This window comes from Vibrio sp. OPT41 (assembly GCF_015163595.1).
Lineage (GTDB): Bacteria > Pseudomonadota > Gammaproteobacteria > Enterobacterales > Vibrionaceae > Vibrio > Vibrio alginolyticus.
The window spans coordinates 98,680-117,811 of sequence record NZ_JADDYH010000009.1 but is presented as its reverse complement, the minus strand read 5'-3'; the positions used below and the strand labels follow the sequence as shown (position 1 = coordinate 117,811).

General features: G+C 48.1%; 13 protein-coding genes. 9 read left to right on the top strand and 4 right to left on the bottom strand.

From position 1 onward, the window contains the following. Positions 1–3 precede the first annotated feature (3 nt). On the top strand, positions 4–1,059 hold the full coding sequence (arsB, locus tag IQP38_RS01175) for an ACR3 family arsenite efflux transporter (RefSeq protein ID WP_005385145.1): 1,056 nt from the start codon (positions 4–6) through the stop codon (positions 1,057–1,059). Positions 1,060–1,095: 36 nt separating this feature from the next. Here the strand turns inward: arsB and IQP38_RS01170 are convergent, their stop codons facing one another. Beyond that, a complete protein-coding gene (locus IQP38_RS01170) occupies positions 1,096–1,875 on the bottom strand; it encodes an AraC family transcriptional regulator (protein WP_017635229.1) in 780 nt (259 codons plus the stop codon). A gap of 19 nt (positions 1,876–1,894) precedes the next feature. Further along, on the bottom strand, positions 1,895–2,428 hold the full coding sequence (locus tag IQP38_RS01165) for a YbhB/YbcL family Raf kinase inhibitor-like protein (RefSeq protein WP_193837211.1): 534 nt from the start codon (positions 2,426–2,428) through the stop codon (positions 1,895–1,897). Between the two features lie 187 nt (positions 2,429–2,615). Between IQP38_RS01165 and IQP38_RS01160 the strand changes: the two genes are divergently transcribed. The 4 genes from IQP38_RS01160 to IQP38_RS01145 all read left to right on the top strand — a co-directional run bounded on the left by IQP38_RS01160 (position 2,616) and on the right by IQP38_RS01145 (position 6,593). Further along, positions 2,616–3,407, top strand: coding sequence for a PhzF family phenazine biosynthesis protein (locus IQP38_RS01160; RefSeq protein ID WP_193837210.1), 792 nt, complete (start codon positions 2,616–2,618; stop codon positions 3,405–3,407). Between the two features lie 207 nt (positions 3,408–3,614). Beyond that, positions 3,615–4,565, top strand: coding sequence for an HlyD family secretion protein (locus IQP38_RS01155; RefSeq protein ID WP_372430176.1), 951 nt, complete (start codon positions 3,615–3,617; stop codon positions 4,563–4,565). A 4-nt stretch (positions 4,566–4,569) separates the two neighbouring features. Further along, positions 4,570–5,496 (top strand): ABC transporter ATP-binding protein, encoded by a 927-nt coding sequence (locus IQP38_RS01150; protein ID WP_054822160.1) that lies wholly within the window; start codon positions 4,570–4,572, stop codon positions 5,494–5,496. After that, complete coding sequence (locus IQP38_RS01145; RefSeq protein ID WP_031778897.1) at positions 5,496–6,593, top strand: ABC transporter permease; 1,098 nt, start codon at positions 5,496–5,498, stop codon at positions 6,591–6,593. Before IQP38_RS01150 ends, IQP38_RS01145 begins: the two co-directional genes overlap by 1 nt. Before the next feature lie 109 nt (positions 6,594–6,702). On the opposite strand, the gene IQP38_RS01140 is transcribed toward IQP38_RS01145, so the two are convergent. Both IQP38_RS01140 and fdhF read right to left on the bottom strand, forming a co-directional pair. Further along, on the bottom strand, positions 6,703–7,074 hold the full coding sequence (locus tag IQP38_RS01140) for a hypothetical protein (protein WP_005375433.1): 372 nt from the start codon (positions 7,072–7,074) through the stop codon (positions 6,703–6,705). A 426-nt stretch (positions 7,075–7,500) separates the two neighbouring features. Beyond that, positions 7,501–11,739, bottom strand: coding sequence for a formate dehydrogenase subunit alpha (gene fdhF, locus IQP38_RS01135; protein ID WP_193837209.1), 4,239 nt, complete (start codon positions 11,737–11,739; stop codon positions 7,501–7,503). Between the two features lie 320 nt (positions 11,740–12,059). Here fdhF and IQP38_RS01130 point away from each other — a divergent pair, with 320 nt between their 5' ends. The 4 genes from IQP38_RS01130 to IQP38_RS01115 all read left to right on the top strand — a co-directional run bounded on the left by IQP38_RS01130 (position 12,060) and on the right by IQP38_RS01115 (position 19,074). Further along, positions 12,060–12,482, top strand: coding sequence for a hypothetical protein (locus IQP38_RS01130; protein WP_033906805.1), 423 nt, complete (start codon positions 12,060–12,062; stop codon positions 12,480–12,482). A 135-nt stretch (positions 12,483–12,617) separates the two neighbouring features. Further along, positions 12,618–14,009: a TolC family protein gene (locus IQP38_RS01125; RefSeq protein ID WP_193837208.1), complete on the top strand. Its 1,392-nt coding sequence runs from the start codon at positions 12,618–12,620 to the stop codon at positions 14,007–14,009. A 164-nt stretch (positions 14,010–14,173) separates the two neighbouring features. Then, complete coding sequence (locus IQP38_RS01120) at positions 14,174–15,892, top strand: efflux RND transporter periplasmic adaptor subunit (protein ID WP_193837207.1); 1,719 nt, start codon at positions 14,174–14,176, stop codon at positions 15,890–15,892. A gap of 2 nt (positions 15,893–15,894) precedes the next feature. Continuing rightward, the gene (locus IQP38_RS01115; protein WP_193837206.1) at positions 15,895–19,074 is read left to right on the top strand and encodes an efflux RND transporter permease subunit; all 3,180 of its coding nucleotides are present in this window, start codon (positions 15,895–15,897) and stop codon (positions 19,072–19,074) included. The last annotated feature ends 58 nt before the right edge of the window (positions 19,075–19,132 follow it).

Below are 19,132 nucleotides of genomic sequence, written 5' to 3'. Positions count from 1 at the left end.
ACTATGACTACTCAAGTTTTAAATAGTGCCAGCGACAAAATGAGCTTCTTGGACCGTTACCTAACGGTGTGGATTTTTGTGGCAATGGCAATCGGTGTAGGTATTGGCGCAGCATTCCCTCAAGTTGCTGAGTGGAACGAGTCAATGTCAGTTGGTAGCACAAACGTACCGCTAGCGATTGGTTTGATTTTGATGATGTACCCGCCACTCGCAAAGGTGAACTACAACTTGCTAGGCACAGTGACGAAAGATAAAAAAGCGATCACGCTGTCTTTGGTCATGAACTGGATTGTCGGCCCTATTTTGATGTTCATCCTTGCATTGACTTTCCTAGGTGATCATCCGGGTTACATGGTTGGTATCATTCTGATTGGTCTTGCTCGTTGTATTGCCATGGTATTGGTATGGAACGATATCGGTGGCGGTAACAAAGAATACGGTGCAGCCCTAGTTGCACTAAACAGCGCTTTCCAAATCGTGACTTACAGTGTGATGGCATGGTTATTCATCACTGTGTTGCCACCAGTCTTTGGTTACGAAGGTTTCGTGGTTGATATCTCGATGATGGACATCGCGGAAAGCGTTCTGATTTACCTTGGTATCCCATTCCTAGCGGGCTTCCTAAGCCGTAAATGGCTGGTCGCTGCGAAAGGTGAGCAATGGTACAACGACGTGTTCATCCCACGCATTTCACCAATTACCCTTATCGCCCTACTTGCGACCATCGTACTGATGTTCAGCTTAAAAGGTGAGATGATTCTTGAACTGCCAATGGATGTATTCCGTGTAGCAATTCCACTGGCTATCTACTTTGTGTTGATGTTCTTTGTCAGCTTCTTCGTTGGTAAGAAAATGGGCATCGACTACGACAAAAATGCGTCGATTGCCTTCACAGCAACAGGCAACAACTTTGAATTGGCTATTGCGGTTTCTATCGCGGTGTTTGGACTAAACTCAGACCAAGCTTTTGCTGGTGTCATTGGCCCGCTGATCGAAGTGCCTGTGTTGATTGCTTTGGTGAATGTAGCATTGCGAATGAAAGCCAAATATTATGGCTAACCTAAAAAGCACAAAAAATACAAAAGCGGTAAAACATTAACTCACTACCGTTTTAATATACTCGCTGGGCGTTAGGCCGAACTTACTTTTAAAGCGTTGGCTAAAACGCCCCTCTGACTGATAACCACACAACTGTGCGAGCATAGCAACGTTATACGAGCCATTTTGCATCAAGTAAAGTGCGTGATTTAAGCGCACTTCTGCCAATACTTCACGATACTGGGTACCTTCTTGTTTCAGTTTGCGTATCAATGTTGCTCGGCTCATAGCAAAGTGCCCCGCGACCATGTCTAATGGATGCTCCTCCCCTGGAGAGCGCGATAAGTAACGACTAAGTTTCTGACTAAAAGAGATATGTGAACTCGAGAACAACCGATGCAATAACCCTCTCTCAGCTAGCTGCTGATATAGGCCCATAATCCAATAGCGTTGTGTCGCTTCACTTAAGCTTTCCCGCTCAAACGAAAACAAAGCATTTAACGTCGCTTTCAATGCTTTATCTGTCTCAACAACGGGTACATAGTTTCCTAATGCGTTGCTCATGCTTAGCTCCAACATTTCATCGCTAGGCACACAGTGAAAACTGAACATTCGAGAAAGAAATCGCCCTTGTAGAGGAAGGTTTTCAAAATTTAGGGATGCATTTGCTTCACAAAGCATGATATTTGGATCATGGATGTCGAGTACTTCATCTTTCCAGAAAAGATGTTTACTCCCCTTAACAATCTGAATAAGGCTTGGGGAGTGAATCCTGACATTACGAAGCTTCTGCTGCTGCTCCGCACGAAACAGCGTAACCTGATATTGGTGACCCATTCTCTCCCCTTATATTCAATTATCGCGTGTAAGTCGTGGTTAATGTCGCTTTACCCAAAGCAACACTATTCAAAGTAAACCCTACAATGGCTGGTGGCGTGTTTTCATCCAAATTCAGTTCTTCAGTTGGCAATGACCACACCGTAAACTGGTAACGATACATCCCATCATTCTTTGGAGGACACGCGCCGCCGAACCCCGTTGTACCGTAGTCAATACGAGATTCTTTGCCGCCTAACTTGTTCATATCAATGCCTCGAGGCAGCTCGCTAACGGTGGATGGAATATTAAACGCTATCCAATGCCAAAAACCACTGCCTGTTGGTGCATCGGGGTCATACACGGTGATCGCAAAACTTTTTGTGCCCTTTGGAGCTTCTTTCCACATCAATTGTGGTGATTGATTCCCGCCATCACATCCCCAACCAGAGTATTCAAATGTCTTCGCCATCGGGTGGCCTTCTTGAATATCTCTACTCACGAGTTCAAATGCATGGGCAGAACCGACCGCAAAAACACTCAATGCCAAAACTGATTTGTAGATCGCTTTCATGTTTTTCTTCCTTTCAATGAATTCAACACTAGTGTAAGTACCCAGCAGTCCGAATCCTTGTCAGTAAGTATCAAAAAACACAAAATAATCTATAATTTTGACACTTTAAGATTCTAACACAAATTTCTTACTCTCTTAATTGCACTTGGTTTATGCTAATTAATCGCTCACGGAACAAGGAAGGAAAATGGAATTGGATATCTACGTGGTGGACGCCTTCACCGATACGCAATTCAAAGGCAACTCAGCAGCGGTCGTACCGTTAGAGGAATGGCTAGCCCCAGAATTGATGCAAAATATCGCGACAGAAAACAACTTGTCGGAAACGGCTTTTCTAAAATCCATTGGCGCAAACCGATATGAGATTCGTTGGTTCTCTCCGATTACTGAAATCGATTTCTGTGGACACGCAACACTGGCCTCTTCGTTAGTGCTGTTTGATGAGTTTGGCATTAATGGCACGATTGAATTTCATACTCTGGAAGTAGGAACCCTCACCGTAGAGAAGAATGCGCAAGGTAAGATCGAGATGACGTTCCCTGCTCGTCCTCCAAAAGCCGTTTCTGATATTCCCTCGGCATTGATTGATGGCCTAAGTTGCGATGTGGAACGCGTACTGCTTAGCCCTCAAGCGTATTTCGTGGTGGTCGGCAACCAGCAGGAGGTACTTGAGGTTCAATACCGTTCAGAGCACCTCAAGACACTCGCTCCTTACGATGTGGTCGTTACCGCGAAAGGTGATCAACAAGACTTTGTATCGCGTTACTTTTGGCCTGCAAATGGTGGTGACGAAGACCCCGTAACTGGCTCGATTCACGCTGGGTTAGCACCGTTCTGGGCAGAAGCGTTAAGCAAAGCATCACTGGTCGCTTACCAAGCTTCTCAGCGCGGAGGTATTTTGCACTGTGAAGTTACTGGCGAACAAGTAAGAGTATCTGGCGACGGCGTGCTCTACATGAAAGGCCAGATTTTTGTTTAAATGATATTCATGTAATCAACTTAAAAGAGCCAAGTAAAGCACGGCTTCAGCAGGATAAAGCCAGTTTCAATAATTAATCAATTGATGAATATTGAAGGAATTAACTTCCTAGCCGGACAAAACTGACTCACGTTACACTGAATGCAGTCCCACACTCTTCTATAGCTTGATACGAATTCGAGCTCACCTTCTTAGAGGAAGCGTCGCATGATGAAGCGAATCATTCTTGGCACCCTAGCCCTGACTCTTTTAGCTGCCTGTTCCAAAGATGACGGACAGCAAGCCCTTGGCACACTGGAACGTGACCGCGTAACCTTTACTGCAACCTCTAGCGAGATAATTCGTGCCCTACCCATCAAGGAAGGCAGCCAAGTCACCGAAGGAGAAGTGCTGGTTCAGCTCGATACAAAGAACCAAGAAGCCGTTTTAGCTCACGCCGTAGCCGAACAAGCCAAGGCTGACGCCTATCTTTTGAAATTGACCAATGGTGAGCGACCAGAAGACATTGCCGCAGCGCAAGCACGCGTTGCCAGAGCGGAAGCTCAATTGGTTGAAGCGCAAAAGAACTACCAACGTAAGGCGGAGTTAGTTCGTAAAAAACTCATCAGCCAATCAGAAAAAGACACCGCTTTAGCAGCCAGAGATTCTGCCCGTGCAGAGCTAGACTCCTCACAAGAAGAGTTCAGCAAACTGACCGCTGGCTCTCGTCCTGAAGATATTGAACAAGCAAAAGCCGCACTCATGGCAGCAAAAGCCGATGTGGCACTACAAGAACAGAAACTGGCAGAACTCACCATCACCGCCACGCGAGATGGCTTGTTAGATAACCTACCGTTTAACCTTGGCGAACGCGTTCCTGTGAATGGTGTAGTTGCTGTAATACAAGCCAGCCGCGTCCCATACGCTCGCGTTTACGTTCCTGCCAACTACCGAGTCGATTTTGTGCCAGGTAAAACGGTTAACGTGCATGTAGATGGCGTTGAGCAACCATATAGCGGCACCGTTCGTTGGGTTGCGACTGAGCCTTCATTTACGCCTTATTTCGCGCTTACCGAGGAAGAACGCTCGCGTTTGATGTACCTTGCAGAAGTCGACCTACAAGACTCAGCACAATCCTTGCCTTCGGGCATTCCAGCGCAAGTGGATTTGGTGGAGTAAGCCAATGACCGAATACGCGATTCAAGCTGAAAATGTAGTGAAGAAGTTTGGTGACTTCACCGCCATCAACAACATCACGCTCAATGTACCCAAAGGCAGTATTTATGGTTTTCTTGGTCCCAACGGCTGCGGTAAATCAACAACCATTCGTGTGCTGACTGGCTTGCTTAGCCCAAGTGAGGGCAACGTGGATGTGCTTGGGCTAGAGATCCCAAAACAATCTGAGCTTCTGCGCCTCAAGATTGGCTACATGACACAAAAGTTCTCCCTCTATGATGACCTGACAGTTCAAGAGAATCTTGAGTTTATTGGACAAATCTTTGGTATGGAAACCAAGGCTCTGAAAGCTCGCATCGAAGAACAACTATCCACCTACGGTCTCGACCAGCTGCGTAAACAGCGCGTCGGCGGAATGAGTGGCGGCCAGAAACAACGCTTGTCTCTCGCCGCAGCCACTATGCACAAACCAGAACTGTTGTTTCTCGATGAGCCCACATCTGCGGTTGACCCAGAGAACCGACGCGATTTCTGGGAGCAGTTGTTTGATCTCTCTGACCAAGGCACGACGATTTTGGTCACAACGCACTACATGGACGAAGCAGAGCGCTGTCATCGTCTGGCGATTATGGAAGCTGGGGAAATCCGCGCCGATGGTGAGCCAGAAGAACTCATGGCCCAAATGGGCGTTAACATCGTTGAAGTCAAAGCGGATAACTTACGCGAGCTAAAAGAGAAAGTCATTCGACGCGAAGAAGTCCGTTCTGCCGCACAGCTCGGCATTCGCTTACGCATTTTGATCCACCAGCACATCGAACAACCGATCGAATGGTTAACCCAAACCTTTCCTGAGCTTGATGGCTGCGAGATGAACATTGCTCGTCCTAGCTTGGAAGATGTGTTTGTCAGCGTTACGGGAGAAGGTCGCCAATGATGAAATCTATTGCCCGCATGAAAGCGGTGATGATCAAAGAGATCCGTCAGCTTTCACGTGACCGCATTACCTTTGGCATGGTCGTAATGATCCCCCTGATTCAACTTCTGCTATTTGGCTTTGCCATTAATACGGATATTCGCAACATTCCCGTTGGCGTCGTCGATCAAAGTGGCAGCACTGCCGGGCGCGTGATCACTGAGTCCGTCAAAGTCACACAAGTGGTCGATGTGGTCGAAACCTTCGCTACCGCTTCTGAAGCCGAGCAAGCCATTCAAGACGGTTTGGTGCGAGCGGCTTTAATTCTACCTAGCGACCTAACCCAACGCATGGTGCAAGGTAGAGAGCTTGGCCAGTGGATTGTGGATGGTTCAGACACCATGATCAGCTCAGCGATTCTCTCACTGCAAACCATGCCGTTAACGGATTTTGATTTTGAGATACGCCCTGCCCCAACCAAAACCTTTGAAGTTGCGCTGTATTACAACCCGAGTCGGCGCTCGGCGGTGAACATTGTCCCCGGTTTATTGGGCGTGATTCTAACCATGACGATGATCTTGTTCACCAGCGCAGCCATTGTTCGAGAACGGGAGCGTGGCAATTTAGAGTTACTGATTACTACGCCAATCCACTCCATCGAACTCATGGTAGCGAAGATCATTCCCTACATCTTTGTTGGTCTGATACAGGTGTTTATCATTTTAGGCTTGGGTCATTGGATATTTGGTGTACCGATAAACGGCGCCATTAGTCAGATACTGTTTGGCACGCTGTTGTTTATCGCCGCGAGTTTAACCTTAGGTTTGGTGATATCCACCATTGCGACGACGCAGCTTCAAGCAATGCAGATGACGGTGTTTATTCTTTTGCCATCGATTCTTCTGTCCGGATTTATGTTCCCTTATGAAGGAATGCCCATCGCGGCACAATGGATATCCGAAGCGCTGCCTGCCACCCACTTTATGCGAATTATTCGTGGTGTGGTGCTGCGTGGTGCAGACCTAATGGAGCTATGGCGAGATACAGTTTGGTTACTTGGATTCACCGTTATCGGCCTTATTGTCGCTTCATTTCGCTTCAAAAAATCACTCGACTAATTCCACGATATTGCGTTTATTCCTTAAAAACAAAAATAGCCCCAACGAAGGGCTATTTTTTGTTTCTGTATTCATACACTGCGCTATCGAGCTCAACTCTCAGACAATATTAATAGTACTCACCGTAGGAACAATCTCGTAAATCGGAAATATTGTAGTTTTTCAAAGAGTTTATTTTAAAGTTGAACACTACCTGTTTACAGACAACGCCTTCGCGATCCGTGTACGTGATAATACCTTCACTGTACGCACGCTGACCATCAGAGGATGTCACGTCAGCAACAAGTTCCAAATGGCCCTTGTGCGCGTCTACGCGATTCATCATCTCAAACACATCGACCCACTCTTCGCGATTTGCCATTTGTATTAGCATGGACTTCGCCTGTGTTTCCAACTGCTGGGGGTATACATAATAACGGTTGTAACCAAAGTATGCGCACATAAGTAATAAAACGAGTGCAAATGAGGTTGTTCTTGTCATACAAGCTTCCTCTTGTTGTTATAAAAATCTTGCTTCGTTAATTCAGTATAGGAAGCGAGCAAAGTTTAGGTTATAGAACTTGCCCAAATAACAGGGGACAGTCAGAGACAGTCAATTCTATGACAAGCTCAACAACAAACTTTATTGCACTCTCATCATGGGCTTGAACAAAAATACGCCACAGAGACAGTAAGAAGTAAGAAGTAAGAAGTAAGAAGTAAGAAGTAAGAAGTAAGAAGTAAGAAGTAAGAAGTAAGAAGTAAGAAAGGAAAACTAACCGGAGCGCGGTGATAACAGAAAAGTAAAAGGAGTTGGAAGAAAAAGACAATCCGAGTGAATGTAGTGAGAGCGGAAATCAAGATTAGATTATCCGCCCATCAACTAGGCTCAAATTGTCAGTGACCACAACAATGTGACTCACCGAATTTAAACGTGTTGGTAACTATCTTCGAGAGACTCTGTCTGCGTTGTTTTTTCGCTCACTTCCACTTTAACCGCAGCGACCTTGAACTCAGGGATCTTCGCATGCGGATCCGTCGCCGTTGTCGTTAAACGGTTGACTGGCGATTCAACAAAGTGGAATGGAATGAACACCACTCCTTTTTGAATACGCTTAGTCACAAAAGCATCAATCTCAATGCTGCCGCGACGTGTAGACACCGTCAGACGCTGACCATTACTGATGCCAAGCGTTTCTGCGTCTTCCACGCTCACCATCGCGCGAGGGCCAGCAAGGTTATCCAACCCTTTAGTTTTGCGCGTCATGGTGCCGGTGTGGAACTGCTCAAGTACACGACCCGTCGTCAACACAAGTGGGTACTCTTCATCTGGTAGCTCAGCCGCATAACGGAACGGTACACCCACCATTTGCCCTTTACCACGAGTAAACTGGGTTTGGTGCATGATGCGAGTACCCGCAGGGTTGTTCTTGTTGCTCGGCCATTGCACACCGTTTGGCGTAATGGCATCCCAACGAAGACCCGCGTATTGAGGTGTCACTCGTGCGATTTCATTGGTGATATCAGACACGCAGTGGTAATCCCAATCACTACCCATTGCATTGGCGATCTCTTGGATAATCCACCAATCTTCTTTCGCTTCACCCGGTGCCGTTACGACTGGGTTCACACGCTGAACACGACGCTCCGTATTGGTGAAGTGACCCGCTTTCTCTGCAAACGAGCAAGAAGGCAGAACCACATCCGCGTATTGCGCAGTTTCCGTTAGGAAGATGTCTTGAACCACCAAGAAATCGAGCGCTTCTAAACCTTCAATCACATGCGCTTGGTTTGGGTCACTCAACACTGGGTTCTCACCCATGATGTACATACCACGAACGTCACGATGGCAAGCCGCATCAATGATTTCTGTCAGGGTTAGACCTTGCTCAGAAGGCAGATTTGGCGCATTCCATTCAATCGCAAACTTCTGACGCACAATTGGGTTGTATACCTTTTGGTAGCCTGGGAAGCTGTTTGGCAAAGCGCCCATATCACACGCGCCTTGCACGTTTGATTGACCACGCAGCGGGTTGATACCACCACCTTCAATACCGATGTTGCCACACAGCAATTGCAGATTAGCGATAGAACGCACGTTGTCATGACCTGTCGTGTGCTGAGTAATACCCATCGAGTAGTAAACAGCCGTACGATCTGCCGTACCGATCATGCGCGCCATTGCTTGAATGTCTTCGGCTTTAACGCCCGTAACCAACTCCACTTTATCGAGGTTGTAAGCTGGCGACATTACTTCTTGCAGTAAGGTATCAAAGCCGTCGACACGTTCTTCGATGTACTCTTGATCGTACCAACCGTTCTTGATGATCTGCTGCATGACGCCATTTAAAAGCATCACATCCGTACCCGGACGGTGCGCCATATACAGCTCAGCATGCTCTGCCATATCGACACGTTTCGGGTCAGCTACAATCAAACGAGCGCCGTGATGACGAATTGCTTGTTTGATGTGTGAAGCGATGATCGGGTGTGCCGATGTGGTATCCGAACCAATAATAAAGATCACATCCGAGTGCTTAATGCTTGGAATGTCGTTGGTCATTGCACCACTACCCAGTGACGCCTCAAGACCGGTTACACTCGATGCGTGACACAAACGCGCACAGTGGTCGACGTTGTTAGTGCCCAGTTCACGACGGACAAATTTTTGGAACGCGTAGTTGTCTTCGTTGGTGGTTTTCGCTGAAGAGAAGCCCGCTAATGCGTTGCTGCCAAAATCTTGCTTGATGCCAGAGAACTTGCTCGCAATCAGTTGAATCGCCTCTTCCCAGCTTGCAGGTTGCAGCCAACCGTCTTTACGGATCAATGGCGTGGTAAGACGCTCTTCACTGCCAATGAAATCAAAACCAAAGCGCCCTTTCACACACAGCATGCCTTGGTTCACCGGCGAGTCACCGCCTTTCACGTAACGAATCGTATTGGTTGCTTCGTCCACGAACATAGTCAACTTACAACCCACACCACAGTATGTACAAATGGTGTCGACCGCTTTCAGATCTTCAGTACGGCCTTGCGAACGGTCACGACTATCGACCATTGCGCCCGTTGGACACACTTGAACACACGCGCCACATTGCACGCAGTTCGAATCGCCCATTAGGGTTAAACCATTCTTGTTACTTCCAAAGTGTGGGCGATCATCAGGACGTAATGCTGGACGACCTTGTTTATCGCACACAAAGTTCAGTACACCGTGCACGGCTTTGTCGCGGCACGCTTGGATACACTGCCCACAGCTAATACAGCGGTTAGCATCAAACTCAATAAACTCAGAGCTGCGGTCAACTTCGTACTTATGACGCAAGTCTTTCGCACGAAGATCTAACCAATCTTGATGCGATTTAATCTGCAAAGAGAAATCAAAGCTTTGCTCAGCTTCATATTCGGTGGAGTAATCACGCAGCGCACAATCGGTATTTGCCTGACAGCCACATTCTAGACAGCGCGCGGCTTCCTTCATTGCTTCTTCGTTATCAAAACCCAACTCCACTTCAGCGAAGCTTTGCTCGCGTTGTGCTGGAGTCAGCTCAGGCATGATAGATCGAGCGACTTTCTGGATGTTCTCGAAGTGAAGCGGATCGACTTGAGAGAGCTTCTTCTCTTTACGCGAGTTGAACGCTGCCTTTGGCATATCGGCCATATCACCATTCAAAAACAGGTCAATCGCTTTTGCCGCAACGCGGCCATCACCCACCGCTTCAACTGCCGTTGCTGGACCACGGCGGAAATCACCAATACTGAAGATATTGCCCGTGCCGGTGTGCATGGTCTTTTCATCGGCATCAGAGGTGTTCCAACGCGTAAGCGGAATCGACAAATCTTCGCCTTCGAGGAAGCTCAGATCTGGCTTTTGCGATACTGCCGCAATCACGGTGTCGAACTCTTCGGTGAAGAACTCGCCGGTTGGTTTAGGGCTGCGACGACCAGATGCATCCGGCTCACCCAACGCCATGCGCTCTAGACGAATCGCATTCACGCGTCCGGTTTCATCGGCAAGGTTTTCTGCAGGGTTGGTCAAGAAGTGGAATTTCACCCCTTCGTGTTCCGCTTCGACAATCTCGTAGTCTTCTGCCGGCATTTCGTCACGGGTACGACGGTAAATCAACGTGGTGTCTGCACCAGCACGACGCGCAGTACGAGCACAGTCAATTGCCGTGTTACCACCACCGATCACCGCGACTTTCTGACCCGTTACATAGTTTTGCTCAGTGACGTAATCTTTAAGGTAATCAACGCCTAAGTAGCAACCTTCAAGGTCACTGCCTGTGTAATGCATTTCAACCGCTTGAGACGCGCCGACAGCTAAACACACCGCATCGTATTCTTCGCTCAATTGAGAAAGCGTGAAATCCACACCCAGCTTTTGATTAGTGTGAACTTGCATGCCATTACGGCACATCAGTTCGATTTCTTTATCGAGAATGTCTTTTGGCAAACGGTATTCTGGGATGCCATAACGCAACCAACCGCCCACTTTTGGCATGGATTCAAAGACCGTAACTTCGTAGCCTTCGTTCGATAGGTAATAGCCAGCCGTTAGACCACCAGGACCACTGCCGACGACGGCAATGTTCAAACCTTTGCTTGGTTTCTTTTCTGGTACGTAGGCTTCATGCGCAGACAAATCCGCATCCGCGGCATGACGTTTAAGCTGACGAATTGCGATAGGTTCATCGACTAACGAACGGCGACATTCGCTCTCACAAAATGCTGGGCATACGCGGCCAATCGATAACGGCATAGGAAGCGTACGCTTAATCACTTCAATCGCTTTTTGATGATCGTTCTGTGCGATGTGATAAAGGTACGATTGGATATCCACTCCCGCAGGACACGCGGTTTTACATGGCGCTTCACAATCGGCGTAATGGTCCGTCATGATGCGGTTGAGTGCTTTTCTGCGGTGCTCGCTTAATTGTTCTGATTGCGTGACCACATTAAGGCCGCGGTAAACTTCGAGCTCACACGCACGCTTAGTACCGCCACTTTCGACTTCAACTACACACAAGTCACACGGTACTTTTTCATTACTTTTGTTCATTCCGCACAGCGATGGGATCTCGACCCCACACACTTTTGCTGCTTCTAAAAGGGTTAGACCCTCTTCTACAATTCTATATTTTCCATCGATGACAATTTCTATCATGCAACCCCCGCAGCAAAGCAAATCCAAATCTGCACAAGTAAAACCATGCATTCTATAAGGATAATCATTTGTAAGACAAGTTAGTGTGATGTAAAACTTATAAACCACATTTTTCACGTGTCATAAAAAGCAAGGGCTTCTTTCGCTAACTTTCAACACTCGGTGTTTAACAAACGTTTTACTCCCTCGAAAGTGCGAAAACTGAAGGGTTGGACTATTTTGATAATAAAAGTAATATAATAAATGATTGACCTTACCCTTAGGTTAACCTTTAGAATCGAAGGGTTTTCATCATTTTCATCAAACACATGGGAAAGGGTATGCACTTAAAATCGCTGCATACAATCTGGTTAACTCTCTTCACGACGCTAGTGCTATTGGTATCTAGTGTGGCGAACAGTGAGCCGTTGATGAATATTCAAATGATGTCTACTGGCATGGCTCACCATCCTTCTATAATGAGTGACAGCGAACACTGCGGTATGCCTGGCATGATGGACGTATCCATGACTGACGCTTCTATGTCCGAAGATGGCGATGTAAGAGAAACCAGCATGAACTGTGGTGGAGGCTCCGGCATGGTTCACACCTGCTGTACTGCCGCGTGTACGATAGTTTTCGTCCCCCTACCGAATCCTGTCAATAGCCCAATGCCCGTCGTCTATCGCGCAACCATTACTCCTGAAGTTGCTTCCCCAGTCGTACACGTCAGCCGCGACCTATACCGACCTCCTATAGCCTAAATCCGTCCTAGCATTCGACCCTGCGCGTGTATCGCAGGTTGTTTTAATGCGCCTGAAAGATGAGGTAACAAGGCTTTACTGTTCCCGCAATAAAATCCGCACCTCCATCGATCCGGCGAACACTGGATTTAGATTATGGATATCAAACCATACCGCTTAGCTGCACCTATTTTTATGGTGGCTCTGGTCGCTGCGCCAACCTTGGTTAACGCCGCAGGTAAAGAGACGCACGCAGCGCAAAATTCCGCATCAAGCGAGCGAGCTTCAACGACCAAGCTTGCCCAACTGATCAACGTCGCTTTGAGTAACGATGGCAATCGTAAGCAATACTCAGCGCAATCTGCTGCCATGCGTGAAACGGGCGTCGCAAGTGCAACCTTGATGGACCCAAAACTGAAAGTGGGTTTTGGTGGCTTGCCTGTCGACAGCTTCAAATTCGATGAAGATCCAATGACCAACATCTCCGTTGGTTTAATGCAACAGTTTGAGCGTGGCTCTACGCTTGATTTACAGCAGAAGAAAGCCAATCAACAAGCCGACGGCCTTGGGCTTCAAGTTCATGCTCGTGAGCTTGAGGTAGCCAACAGCATGACTCAACTTTGGTTAGAACTTGGTTACCAGCAACGCGCTGAACAAATCATGCTTGAGAACCGCAAGTTGATGAAGGAAATGGAAAGCTTTATTCAAACCAACTATTCGATTGGTAAGAGTGAAGCGCAAGATCTGCTCAACGCCCAACTTCAAGTCAGCAAGTTGGATGAGAAACTGCAAGCCAATGCACAAATGCAACGTCGTCTTATATCTCAACTCTCCGAATGGTTGGGGTCAGATTGGTTGGCAAACGAACAGGCTCTGCACGCGAGCAATCAATTGAACTGGGACACACTGAACAGCAAACTTGCTGCCAGTCAGCGTTCCACCAAGCATTATCAGCAACTCAGCCAACACCCGATGGTTAAGATGGCCGACGTCAGCATCTCTACCAATAAAACTCAGGTGGAAATTACTGAGCAAGCCTACAACCCGCAATTTGGCGTCGAAGTAATGTACGCCTACCGCCAAGCCGACAACATGATGGGTGAGCCCGCCTCTGATTTGGTTAGCGCTTACCTCACCATGGACATTCCACTGTTCACCGGTGACCGCCAAGATCGCAATCTCGCGGCCGCTCAATACCAAGTTGGCGCGGCACAATCGCAAAAAGACACCTTACTAACGCAGATGAATGCCAAGGTGAACACTTTGCTGGTTGATCGCGGCAACTTAACCCAACGCTTAGAACGTTATCAATCCACCTTATTGCCTCAAGCGAAAGCGCGCATTCAAGCCGTTGAGCGGGGTTATCAAAACAACACAGCGCAGTTTAACGATGTGATTTCTGCCACCACAGACGAGTTGGCTCTGCAATTAGAGCAACAACGTCTGCTGACCGATCTCAACATCGCAAACAGCAATTTAGCCACCCTACTGGGTGGTTTCGACTATCAAGTGGCTTCACCGGAAGCTCGCTCTATTTCGACATATTAATTTGTGATTCCCCAAGATAGTTGGGGCTACAGCTAGGCGGCAAACGAGAGAATCCCATGAGCACTTTCCCTAACAAACTAAGGGATCCTCTATGTGATTTGGGTGAACGAGAGCAGGCAACAACGCTGTAGCGTCAAATGTGAAGGGGAAAATAAGGTAAAACAATGAAAACATTTAAAATTGCAACCATCGCGCTGACTGTTGGTGGTGCTTTAGGGTTTGGTGCTAATCATTTTCTTACGGGCTCGACTCACGACATGAGTGCGATGGGTGGCGAGTCTGCTGCAAGCTCTAATGCTCCGCTTTACTGGGTTGCCCCAATGGATCCGAACTACAAACGCGACAAGCCGGGTAAGTCCCCAATGGGCATGGATTTGATTCCGGTTTACGCAGAAGACCTATCCGGTGAACAAGACGCACCGGGTACAATGACTATTGACCCTTCAGTAGAGAACAACCTCGGGGTTAAAACCGCAAACGCGACACTACAACAGCTATCACCACGCATCGAAACGGTTGGCTATATTGCCTTTGATGAAAGTCTGTTATGGCAAACCAACGTTCGTGTGGCGGGTTGGGTAGAAAAACTCTACATCAATGCTGTGGGTGAGAAAGTGAAGAAAGGCGATGTGCTTTTCACGCTCTACTCTCCAGAACTGGTTAAAGCACAAGAAGAATTGCTGAATGCGTACCGCACTGGGCGCAAAGGTCTTGTAAAAGGCGCGACCGAACGCTTGGTAACGCTTGGGGTTGACCGTGCTCAAATCAAATCCATTACTCGTAGTGGTAAAGCATCGCAAACCATTGAAATCAAAGCGCCTGCCGATGGCGTTATCGCGAGCTTAAACGTGCGTGAAGGTGGCTATTTGTCCCCTGCTCAAGCGGTGATCAGTGCAGGTCCCTTGGACAATGTTTGGGTTGATGCGGAAGTCTTTGAGCGTCAAGCACACTGGATGAAAGCAGGTTCTCAAGCCACGATGACCCTTGACGCGATTCCGGGCAATGAATGGCAAGGTGTCGTAGATTACGTGTACCCAATCCTTGATCCGAAAACACGTACGTTGCGTGTGCGCCTTAAATTCCCTAACCCAGATGGCGCATTGAAGCCAAACATGTTCGCCAATATTGCCTTGCAGCCTGTTACTGACGACGCAGTATTAACGATTCCTAAGTCATCTGTTATTCGCTCTGGCGGTATGACTCGCGTTGTTCTGGCTGAGGGCGAAGGCAAATACCGCTCAGCTCGAATTGAAGTTGGCCGCGAAGCTGGCGAACAAATCGAAGTATTACAAGGACTTAAACAGGGTGACAAGATCGTTACTTCATCTCACTTCATGCTCGACTCTGAATCAAGCCAGTCGGCGGATCTGTCTCGCATCAATGGTGTAGAAGCAGCGGCAGAAACAGCATGGGCCAAAGGTGAAATCACAGACGTAATGAAAGATCACCGCATGCTGACCATCAACCACCAACCTGTACCAGAATGGGATTGGCCGGGCATGGTAATGAACTTCACTTTCGCAGATGGCGTTGAAATGGGTGACTTGAAAAAAGGTCAGGCTATCGAATTTGAAATGCAAAAGACGGAGTCCGGTCAGTACCAAATCATCGAGTATAAGGCAGACAACAGCGTCATTGCCGCAGAAGTTTGGCTAACTGGTGACATTAGCATGCTGATGGCTGATTTTGGCATGATCACCTTAAACCACCTACTAGTTGCAGAATGGAACTGGGATGCTGGCGAGATGAACTTCTCTGTGGGTGAAGACGTTGATCTATCGGGTTTTGAAGAAGGACAGAGAGTTCGGTTTCTAGTTGAAAAACAAGGATCTGACTACGTTCTTAAACAGCTAGTTCCTGCAACAACAGCCGTCGAGGGTTAATTATGATCAATGCTATTATTCGTTGGTCACTGAGCAACCGATTCCTAGTGTTGGTCGCGACCTTAGCCCTTGTATTAGGCGGACTTTACAGTGTAAAGAATACGCCTGTTGATGCGATTCCGGATCTTTCTGATGTGCAAGTGATCATCAAGACAAGCTATCCGGGTCAAGCTCCTCAAGTCGTTGAGGATCAAGTGACTTACCCACTCACCACCGCCATACTTGCCGTGCCTGGTGCTGAGACGGTTCGTGGCTACTCCTTCTTTGGTGACTCTTACGTTTATATCATTTTCAACGATGATACCGACATGTACTGGGCACGTTCACGCGTGTTGGAGTACTTAAGCCAAGTAGCACCAAAGCTGCCACCGAACGCAAAACCAACCTTAGGTCCTGATGCGACTGGCGTGGGCTGGGTTTACAGCTACGTATTACAGGACAAAACCGGCAAGCATGATTTGGCGGATCTCCGCAGCCTGCAAGACTGGTTCCTGAAGTACGAATTGCAAACCGTTGATGGCGTTTCTGAAGTCGCTACCGTGGGCGGTATGGTGAAGCAGTATCAAGTGCAGATTGATCCTGCCAAGCTGCGTGCGTACAACCTCACTTTGCAACAAGTGAACATGGCAATCCAAAACGGCAACCAAGAAACCGGCGCGTCCGTTATCGAAGTGGCTGAAGCCGAGCACATGGTTCGTACCACGGGTTACCTAACCAGCATTGAAGACATCAAGTCACTGCCTCTCAAAGTCACTGAGAAAGGCACGCCGTTGCTCTTAGGAGACATCGCAGACATTAACCTTGGTCCGCAAATGCGCCGTGGTATCTCAGAGCTGAATGGCGAAGGTGAAGCGGTAGGTGGTGTTATCGTGATACGCTTTGGTGAAAATGCCAGTGAGGTGATTTCGAAAGTCAAAGACAAGCTAGCAGACCTGCAACGCAGCCTACCAGAAGGCGTGGAAATTGTTACAACCTACGACCGCTCTACCCTTATCGATTCAGCGGTAGAAAACCTCTGGAAGAAGCTTGCAGAAGAGTTCATCGTCGTCGCGATTGTGTGTGCGTTGTTCCTATTCCACATTCGTTCTTCGTTGGTTATCGCTCTGAGCCTACCGGTTGGTATTCTTAGTGCGTTTATCGTAATGCATTGGCAAGGCATCAACGCCAACATCATGTCCTTGGGTGGTATTGCGATAGCCATTGGTGCCATGGTAGATGGTGCGATCGTGATGATTGAAAACGTTCACAAGCACATTGAACGAACGCCACTGACCGATAAAAACCGCTGGCAAGTAATAGGCAAAGCCGCAGAAGAAGTCGGCGCACCGCTGTTCTTCTCATTGCTGATCATTACACTTAGCTTCGTACCGGTGTTCGCCTTAGAAGGCCAAGAAGGCAAGATGTTCTCGCCGCTTGCGCTCACTAAGACGTACGCCATGGCAGCGGCAGCAGGTTTGGCAATCACACTCGTCCCTGTACTTATGGGCTACTTCATTCGCGGTAAGGTGTTACCAGAACACAAAAACCCAGTTAACCGTGGCTTGGTCGCGTTGTACCGTCCGTTGTTGAACACCAGCTTAAAATACCCTAAGACCATGATTGTTATCGCATTAGGTCTGATGGCATCGGCTTACTACCCAACCAGTAAACTGGGTAGCGAGTTCATTCCGCCGCTGGATGAGGGCGACTTGATGTACATGCCAACGACCTACCCAGGTATCTCAATTGGTAAAGCACGTGAGCTTCTACAACAAACCAACAAGCTGATCAAAACCGTTCCAGAAGTGAAAACCGTATGGGGCAAGATTGGCCGAGCTGAGACCGCAACCGATCCAGCGCCACTCACCATGATTGAAACCGTGATTCAGTTGAAGCCACGCGATCAATGGCGCGAAGGGGTAACAACCGAGTCATTGCGCAAAGAGTTCGACAAGTTGGTTCAGTTCCCTGGTCTTACTAACGCTTGGGTAATGCCTATCAAAACGCGTATCGACATGCTAGCAACGGGCATCAAAACCCCTATTGGCATTAAGATCGCCGGTCCCGATCTGAAAGTAATAGAGAAGATCGGCTCTCAGCTAGAGCCAATTCTTAATGGCGTACAAGGTACAGCATCTGTTTATGCGGAACGTGTAGCAGGTGGTCGTTATGTCACGGTCGACATTAAACGTCGTGCCGCAGCGCGTTATGGCTTAAGCATCAAAGACGTTCAGCAAGTGATCTCCACTGCGGTGGGTGGCATGAATGTGGGTGAAACCATTGAAGGCTTGGAGCGTTACCCAATCAACGTTCGTTACCCACAAGACTACCGTGATTCAGTGGTTAAACTGCAAAACCTGCCGTTAGTTACACCAAATGGCGCCCGTATTGCGCTGGCTGACGTAGCGGATATTCGTTACGAAGACGGCCCTCCAATGATCAAAACGGAAAACGCGCGTCCAAACGGCTGGGTATTTGTCGACATCGATGGTCGTGACCTTGGCTCTTACGTCGTGGAAGCGCAACAGGTTGTTGCTGATCAATTGGAACTTCCTGCGGGTTACTCCCTGGCTTGGTCTGGTCAATACGAATACATGGAGCGTGCGAAAGACCGCTTGAGTGTCGTGGTACCAATCACCATCGCCATCATTATGCTGCTGCTTTACTTCAGCTTCCGTCGTGTCGGCGAAGTAATGATCATCATGCTTACGCTACCGCTCGCTATGGTCGGTGGCTTATGGCTCATGCATATCCTCAACTACAACTTCTCGATTGCCGTTGGGGTCGGCTTTATTGCCCTAGCAGGCGTCGCGGTTGAGATTGGGGTCATCATGCTCGTCTACCTCAACCAAGCATGGCACTACAAAAAACTCGATGCGGAAGAGAGCCAACAGAAGCTTGAGGCGAAAGACCTAACCGATGCCATTCGTGAAGGTGCGGGCCTACGTGTTCGCCCAGTAATGATGACGGTACTGACGGTCATTATTGGTCTGATTCCGATCATGTACGGCGAAGGGACAGGCTCAGAAGTGATGCAACGTATCGCTGCACCAATGATTGGCGGTATGGCATCGGCACTGCTGCTGACGCTGTTAGTGCTTCCAGCCATCTTCAAGCTGTGGAAACAACGTGAGTTGCGCCCAAGCAATGCGACTAATCACCAAGCTGGCACACAAGCTAGTGATGTAAACAACAACGCTTAATCCCTACCTTCCTCTCAAACATGCCGTTTGAGGGGAAGCAACCAAGTTATTAATGAAT